The 6,930-nt window shown below is 64.9% G+C and carries 9 protein-coding genes; all 9 read left to right on the plus strand.

What is annotated here, in order from left to right:
• Positions 1–40: 40 nt before the first annotated feature.
• Positions 41–949 carry a polyphosphate kinase 2 gene (gene ppk2 / locus F3H32_RS15770; protein WP_115755785.1) on the plus strand — a complete coding sequence of 303 codons (909 nt, stop codon included), beginning with the start codon at positions 41–43 and terminating at the stop codon, positions 947–949.
• A 68-nt stretch (positions 950–1,017) separates the two neighbouring features.
• Positions 1,018–1,314, plus strand: a complete 297-nt coding sequence (locus tag F3H32_RS15775; RefSeq protein WP_149766656.1) for a DUF1330 domain-containing protein — start codon at positions 1,018–1,020, stop codon at positions 1,312–1,314.
• 52 nt (positions 1,315–1,366) lie between these two features.
• Positions 1,367–1,828 (plus strand): tellurite resistance TerB family protein, encoded by a 462-nt coding sequence (locus F3H32_RS15780; RefSeq protein ID WP_149766657.1) that lies wholly within the window; start codon positions 1,367–1,369, stop codon positions 1,826–1,828.
• A gap of 118 nt (positions 1,829–1,946) precedes the next feature.
• On the plus strand, positions 1,947–2,768 hold the full coding sequence (locus F3H32_RS15785; RefSeq protein WP_149766658.1) for an ABC transporter ATP-binding protein: 822 nt from the start codon (positions 1,947–1,949) through the stop codon (positions 2,766–2,768).
• Between the two features lie 22 nt (positions 2,769–2,790).
• Positions 2,791–3,513 (plus strand): transporter substrate-binding domain-containing protein, encoded by a 723-nt coding sequence (locus tag F3H32_RS15790; RefSeq protein WP_115755789.1) that lies wholly within the window; start codon positions 2,791–2,793, stop codon positions 3,511–3,513.
• A gap of 51 nt (positions 3,514–3,564) precedes the next feature.
• Positions 3,565–4,443 (plus strand): ABC transporter permease, encoded by an 879-nt coding sequence (locus F3H32_RS15795; protein ID WP_149766659.1) that lies wholly within the window; start codon positions 3,565–3,567, stop codon positions 4,441–4,443.
• The gene (locus F3H32_RS15800) at positions 4,440–5,267 is read left to right on the plus strand and encodes an ABC transporter permease (protein WP_115755791.1); all 828 of its coding nucleotides are present in this window, start codon (positions 4,440–4,442) and stop codon (positions 5,265–5,267) included. The genes F3H32_RS15795 and F3H32_RS15800 overlap by 4 nt, the downstream gene beginning before the upstream one ends.
• Before the next feature lie 4 nt (positions 5,268–5,271).
• Positions 5,272–6,603, plus strand: coding sequence for a glutamine synthetase family protein (locus F3H32_RS15805; protein WP_149766660.1), 1,332 nt, complete (start codon positions 5,272–5,274; stop codon positions 6,601–6,603).
• Positions 6,604–6,672: 69 nt separating this feature from the next.
• Positions 6,673–6,930, plus strand: a 258-nt coding sequence (locus F3H32_RS15810) for a transposase (RefSeq protein WP_149766661.1), incomplete at its 3' end; no start/stop codon positions are given.

Raw genomic sequence — 6,930 nt, forward strand, 5'->3', positions numbered from 1 at the left:
TCCAAGGCTAGATCGCAGGCAATCGCAGCAGGAGATCCACATGCAGGACCAGGCGCCCAAGGACTGGCTGGAAGCCGAACTTCAGGACACGCTGGACGAAGATGTCGAGATCGAACTGGAAGATGCGGTCCTGTCGCAGGAAATCGCCCGCATCTATCGCGATACCCATCCCGACCAGATGCCGCGCGCCGATTACTTTCGCGAACTTCTGCGGCTTCAGTCGGAACTGATCAAGCTGCAAGACTGGGTGGCCCATCACAAGGAAAAGGTGGTGGTGATCTTCGAGGGCCGCGACAGCGCCGGCAAGGGCGGCGCGATCAAGCGCATCACCCAGCGGCTGAACCCCCGCGTCGCCCGCGTGGTGGCCCTGCCTGCCCCCTCGGACCGCGAAAAGACGCAGTGGTATTTCCAGCGCTACGTCCCCCACCTGCCGGCGGGGGGCGAGATCGTGCTGTTCGACCGTAGCTGGTACAACCGCGCCGGGGTCGAGCGGGTCATGGGCTTCGCCTCCGAGGAGGAGGTGCAGCAATTCTTCGACGACGTCCCGGAATTCGAGCGGATGCTGGTGCGTTCCGGCATCCGGCTGGTGAAATACTGGTTCTCGGTGACGGACGAGGAACAGCAGATGCGCTTCCTGATGCGCATCCACGACCCGCTGAAACAGTGGAAGCTGTCGCCCATGGACCTGCAATCCCGCATCCGCTGGGAGGATTACACCAAGGCCAAGGAAGAAATGTTCGAGCGCACCAACATCCCCGAGGCGCCCTGGTACATCGTGCCCGGCAACGACAAGAAGCGGGCGCGGCTGAACTGCATGGCGCATCTTCTGACCATGATCCCTTATGGTCCGGTGCCGCATGAAGACGTCACCCTGCCCGACCGGGTCTTCAATCCCGATTACGAGCGCGAGGTTCTGCCGCACGACCTTTATGTGCCGCAGCGTTACTAGCGCCGCAAGCGGCTTGCGCCGGCGGCCCCGAGCGGCATGATCGGGCCCGAAAGCCACAGGGGAAAACCATGCCCAAAGCCTATTGGATCGCCCATGTCACGGTCGACGACCCGGCCGCATACGAAGCCTATCGCCAGGCCAATGCCGCCGTTTTTGCCCGCTATGGCGCGCGGTTCTTGGTGCGAGGCGGCCCGCAGGAAGTGGTCGAGGGCCAGATGCGCCCCCGCACCGTGGTGATCGAATTCGCCGATCTGGAAACCGCCCGCGCCTGCTATCACAGCCCGGAATACCGGGCGGCGCTGGCGCTGCGCCAGCCCTGCTCGATCGCCGACCTGGCCATCGTCGAGGGCTGGGAAACTGCCTGACAAACTGCGCGTGCCATATTGTTGCGGCGCAAAAATACCTTAATATCCGATCATGTTTCGCAATCTTCTGAGCCGGCTTTTCGCCGACCGTCCCGATTCCTCGCAGCTTAGCAGCCAGGATGCCGAAGTCGCCGTCGCTTCGCTCTTGGTGCGCCTGGCCCGCGCCGACGACCATTATGGCCTGGTCGAACAGCAGCGCATCGACCAGGTCCTGGCCCGGCGCCAGGGGCTGTCCCCGGCCGAGGCGGCCGAACGCCGCGCCGCCGCCGAGATGATCGAGGCCGAGGCCCCCGACACCGTCCGCTTCACCCGCACCATCAAGGAGCGCGTGGACCTGGACGACCGGCAAGAGATCGTCGCCGCCCTGTGGGAGGTCGCCTATGCCGACGGCAGCCGCGATGCCGAAGAGGAATCCTTGGTGCGGCTGGTGGCCGGGCTTCTGGGCGTGAACGACCGCGATTCGGCCTTGGCGCGGCAAAGGGCGCAGGACGACCTGGGACTGTCGGGCAAGTGAAGGCACAGCCCCGCCTCGCCTGGCCGGCCCCGCCCACCCTGCCTGCCGCCGCCGCCCCACCCGGAAAGCCCGTGACGAAAGCGTTGCAAAGGCCCGGCAAATATCGCCTCATATCCGCATGAACCACACAGAACCGACCCTGTCCGCCCCGCCTGCCAGCCCCGATCCGGCCGCCGTCCCGGTGATCGAGATCCGGGATCTGCACAAGGCCTATGGGCCGCTTCAGGTCATCCGCGGCATCAGCCTGTCCGCGCCGCGCGGGCATGTCATTAGCCTGATCGGCTCGTCCGGGTCGGGCAAGTCCACGCTTCTGCGCTGCTGCAACCTGCTTGAAGACAGCCAGCAGGGCGAAATCCTGTTCGAGGGCGAGGCGGTGGCATGGCGCGGCAGCGGGGCCGCCCGCGCGCCCGCCGACCGCGCGCAGGTGACGCGGCTGCGCACCAACCTGTCCATGGTATTCCAGCAGTTCAACCTGTGGTCGCACATGACCATCCTGCAAAACGTCATGGAGGCGCCGGTCCATGTGCTGAAGCGCAGCCCGGCCCAGGTCGAGGCGCAGGCGCGCGAATTGCTGGCCAAGGTCGGCATAGGCGACAAGGCCGATGCCTGGCCCGCACAGCTTTCGGGCGGCCAGCAGCAGCGCGCCGCCATCGCCCGCGCATTGTGCATGGAGCCGCGGGCGCTGCTGCTGGACGAACCGACCAGCGCGCTGGACCCCGAATTGCAGCAAGAGGTGGTCCGCGTCATCAAGGACCTTGCCGCCGAACATCGCACCATGCTTCTTGTGACCCATGACATGCGGCTGGCCGCCGATGTCAGCGACCACGTGGTGTTCCTGCATCAGGGCCGGATCGAGGAAGAGGGACCGCCGGCGCAGCTTTTCGGCGCGCCGCGGTCCGACAGGCTGCGCCAGTTCCTAAGCGCGACCATGGCCGAATGAAAAACCGACAGGAGAGTGAACCATGAAGAAACTGATGCTTGCCGCCGCCGCGCTGGCGCTGACCGCCGGCATGGGCATGGCGCAGACGGTGCGGATCGCGACCGAGGGCGCCTATCCTCCCTACAACCTGATCAACGACCAGGGCCAGGTCGCCGGCTTCGAGGTCGATCTGGGCAACGAACTGTGCAAGCGCGCCGAGTTGCAATGCACCTGGGTCAAGAACGACTGGGATTCGATCATCCCCAACCTGGTCTCGTCGAACTATGACGCGATCATGGCGGCGATGAGCATCAACGAGGAACGCAAGCAGGTCATCGCATTCACCGAAAACTACCTGCCGCCCGCGCCTTCGTCCTATGTCGCGCTTGACGAGGCGGCGGACCTGGAAAGCGGCATCGTCGCGGTCCAGACCGGCACGGTCCAGGCCTCGCATGTCGCCTCGACCCAGGCCACGATGCTGGAATATCCCAATATCGACCAGGTCTTCGCCGCCGTCCGCAATGGCGAGGCCGATGCCGCCTTTGGCGATCACGAGGTCATGCGCCCCTTTGTCGAGGACAGCGATGACCTGATCTTCGTCGGCGAACAGGTCCGGCTGGATGAAGGCATCGGCATCGGCGTGCGCCAGTCCGACAACGAGCTGCGCGAACGCTTCAACGCCGCCATCGGCGCGATGAAACAGGACGGCAGCCTGAACGCGCTGATCACGAAATATTTCGGCGAGGAAGCCCAGACGCACGAATGATCTGGTTGGCGCCGCCGCGGTAAGTGCCGCGGCGGCCTGGCCGGCAGCAAGATGTTTTCCCATTGCACCGATCCCTCTGCCCTCCAAGGGTTTGCCTGGTTGTCCTGCTATCTGACGACCGGCAACCACATGCTGTTCTATGCCAGCTTCGGCACGGTGCTGCTGCTTCTGGCCGTGACGGCGCCGGCGGCGCTGCTGTTCGGCTTTGGCGGCGCGCTGGCGGTGCGTTCGCGCCTGGCGGGGCTGCGGCTGTTCGGGCGCGTCTATACCTCGATGGTGCGGGGCGTGCCCGACATCATCTTCTTCCTGTTCGTGCCCATCGCCATGGACCAGGGCTTCGAATGGCTGCGCTCGCGCGTCTATTGCGACCCCTCGGTGCCGGTGCGCCAGGGCAACGAGTTCATCGTCTGCGCCGCCGCCAAGCTGCCGCTTTCGACCAGCCCGGAATGGGTGCATCAGGCCTATGGGCTGTTTCTGGCGGTCATCGCCTTTGCCGTGGTCTTCGGCGCCTTTGCCGCCAATGTGCTGCATGGCGCCATGCGGGCCGTCCCGCAGGCGCAGCTTGAAACGGCCGAAGCTTACGGCATGACCCCGCGCCAGGTCAGCCGGCGCATCCTGATCCCGCAGATGTGGACCTATGCCCTGCCGGGCCTTGCCAATCTGTGGATGATCCTCATCAAGGCCACGCCGCTTTTGTTCGTGCTGGGGGTCGAGGACATCGTCTATTGGGCGCGGGAACTGGGCAGCGCCAAGACCAGCGCCTATTCCTATCCGCATCCCGATTGGCGGCTTTACTATTTCCTGGGCGTGCTGGCCTTTTACCTGCTGATGACCTGGGGGTCGGAACGGGTCTTCGACCGCATCCGCACCAGGCTGTCGCGCGGCCAGGCCACCGCCGCAGGCGAGGCGATGCGAAAGGCCGCGCCATGAACCAATGCCTGCAAACCATCCAGGATTACGGGCTGCGCGCGCTTGGCCTGGGCGAAAGGCTGCTGCCGCGCAGCGAATTCACCCTGTGCGAACAGGTCACGCTGATCGGCTCGGGCCTGATCTGGAACGTCTATTTCGCGGGGCTGGCGGTCTTTTTCGGCTTCTTCCTGGCCAATGCGCTGGCGGTGGCCAAGGCCAGCCGCAATGGCTGGCTGCGCAAGCCCGCCGAGTGGTTCATCTTCCTGTTCCGCGGCAGCCCGCTTTTCATCCAGTTCTTCCTGGCCTATGAAATTCTGGTGCAACTGCCGCGGGCCGGCATCGACGTGCTGGGCATCACCATCCAGACCAGTTGGATGACCCGCGCCTGGGCGGGCGCGCTTCTGGTCCTGATCCTGAACACCGCCGCCTATTCCGCCGAGATCTTCCACGGCGCGCTGCGCAACCTGCCCAAGGGCGAGCTTGAGGCCGCCGAAGCCTATGGCATGGCCGGCTGGACCCGCTGGCGCCGGGTGGTCTGGCCCCACGCGATGCGGCTGGCCTGGCCGGCCTATACCAACGAGGCGATCTTTCTGTTCCACGCCACGACGCTGGTGTTCTTTTCCGGCTTTCCGGCCTTTCAGCAGCGGGGCGACGCGCTTTATTACGCCAATTATTTCGCCGACAAGACCTTCAACCCCTTCGTCGCCTATCCGATCGTGGCGGGCTATTTCGTGCTGCTGACCCTGGGACTGATCGCGCTGTTCGGCCTGGTGAACCGCAGGCTGAACCGCCACCTGCCGGGCGCGGCGAAAAAGATCCGTTACAGGCCCAATCTCATCAGGTGACATCATGGACTGGCTGCGCGAGCATCCCGAAGTCAAGACCATCCGCATCACTGCCGCCGACCTTAACGGCGTGGCGCGCGGCAAGCGCGTCCCGGCACGCTTTGCCGACAAGATCCTGTCCGAAGGCACGAAATTCCCCTTTTCGGTCCTGAACATGGACATCTGGGGCGAAGATATCGAGGACAGCCCCCTGGTCTTTCAGGCCGGCGATCCCGACGGGCTGCTTTTGCCGACCGAGCGCGGCTTCATGCCCATGCCCTGGCTGGAAGCGCCGACCGGCCTGTTGCCGATCTGGATGTTCCACCTCGACGGCCGCCCCTATGAGGGCGATCCCCGCCAGGCGCTGGCCCGCGTGGTCGAACGCTACCAGGCCGCGGGCCTGACCCCGGTGGTCGCGACCGAACTGGAGTTCTTCCTGATCGACGATTCCGGCGGCCAGCTTCGCGTGCCGCCCAGCCCGCGGTCCGGCAAGCGCCGCACCGGGGCGGAAACGCTAAGCTTGCGCGCGCTTGACGCCTTTGACCGCTTCTTCACCGCGCTTTACCTGGCCTGCGAGGCGATGGACATTCCCGCCGACACCGCCATATCCGAGGCGGCGCCCGGCCAGTTCGAAATCAACCTGATGCACCAGGCCGACCCGATGAAGGCCGCCGACGACGCCTGGCTGTTCAAGCTGCTGGTCAAGGGGCTGGCGCGGCAATACGGCTTTGCCGGTTCCTTCATGGCCAAGCCTTATGAGGAATGGAACGGCTCGGGGATGCACATGCATTTTTCCGTGCTGGACCGCCAGGGCCGCAACGTCTTCGACGATGGCAGCGAGCAGGGCTCGGCGGTGCTGCGCCATGCCGTCGCCGGCTGCCTGGCCGCCATGCCCGGCTCGACCCTCCTGTTCGCCCCGCATGAAAACAGCTACGACCGGCTGGTGCCGAACGCCCATGCGCCCACCGGCATCGGCTGGGCCTATGAAAACCGCACCTCGGCGATCCGCATCCCCTCCTCCGGGCCCAAGGCGCGCCGGATCGAGCATCGCGTCGCGGGCGGTGACGTGAACCCCTATCTGACCGTGGCGGCGGTGCTGGGCGCGGCGCTGAACGGCATCGAGGACCGGGCCGAGCCGCCGCCGCCGATCCGCGGCAATGCCTATGAACAGGGGCTGGAACAGCTTCCCGGCAGTTGGGGCGCGGCCATCGACGCTTTTGAGACCTCGCCGCAGATCGCGCGGATCTTCCCCGCGCATCTGATCGAGAATTTCGTCATGACCAAGCGCCAGGAACTGCACTACATGGCCGAGCTTTCGGACGAGGAAACCGTCGAACTTTACCTCGACACGGTCTAGGGTCTGTTGAGTATCAGGATTCCCCTGTCAGCTGATTTCTGATTCAAGCTTTCCAAACGGGAGGTTTGGATGCCAGTTGAACGCTACATCGTCACGGATTGCCAGTGGGCGAAGATTGAGCCGCATTGCTTGGGCAAGAAGACCGATCCCGGCCGAACGGGCGGTGATGCACGCCTTTTTCTCGAGGCGGTTTTCTGGATCGCTCGGACTGGGGCGCAATGGCGCGATCTTCCGGAGGAGTTCGGGAAATGGAACTCGGTCTACCGCCGTTTCCGGGATTGGGGTGCCGCGGGAGTATTTGAGCGTATCTTCAAAGCATTGTCCGAT

This window comes from Paracoccus thiocyanatus (assembly GCF_900156255.1).
Lineage (GTDB): Bacteria > Pseudomonadota > Alphaproteobacteria > Rhodobacterales > Rhodobacteraceae > Paracoccus > Paracoccus thiocyanatus.

Bases quoted from the DNA above. Each gene is read 5' to 3' on its own strand.
- ppk2 (WP_115755785.1), top strand. From the start codon at position 41: ATGCAGGACCAGGCGCCCAAGGACTGGCTGGAAGCCGAACTTCAGGAC.
- F3H32_RS15775 (WP_149766656.1), top strand. From the start codon at position 1,018: ATGCCCAAAGCCTATTGGATCGCCCATGTCACGGTCGACGACCCGGCC.
- F3H32_RS15780 (WP_149766657.1), top strand. From the start codon at position 1,367: ATGTTTCGCAATCTTCTGAGCCGGCTTTTCGCCGACCGTCCCGATTCC.
- F3H32_RS15785 (WP_149766658.1), top strand. From the start codon at position 1,947: ATGAACCACACAGAACCGACCCTGTCCGCCCCGCCTGCCAGCCCCGAT.
- F3H32_RS15790 (WP_115755789.1), top strand. From the start codon at position 2,791: ATGAAGAAACTGATGCTTGCCGCCGCCGCGCTGGCGCTGACCGCCGGC.
- F3H32_RS15795 (WP_149766659.1), top strand. From the start codon at position 3,565: ATGTTTTCCCATTGCACCGATCCCTCTGCCCTCCAAGGGTTTGCCTGG.
- F3H32_RS15800 (WP_115755791.1), top strand. From the start codon at position 4,440: ATGAACCAATGCCTGCAAACCATCCAGGATTACGGGCTGCGCGCGCTT.
- F3H32_RS15805 (WP_149766660.1), top strand. From the start codon at position 5,272: ATGGACTGGCTGCGCGAGCATCCCGAAGTCAAGACCATCCGCATCACT.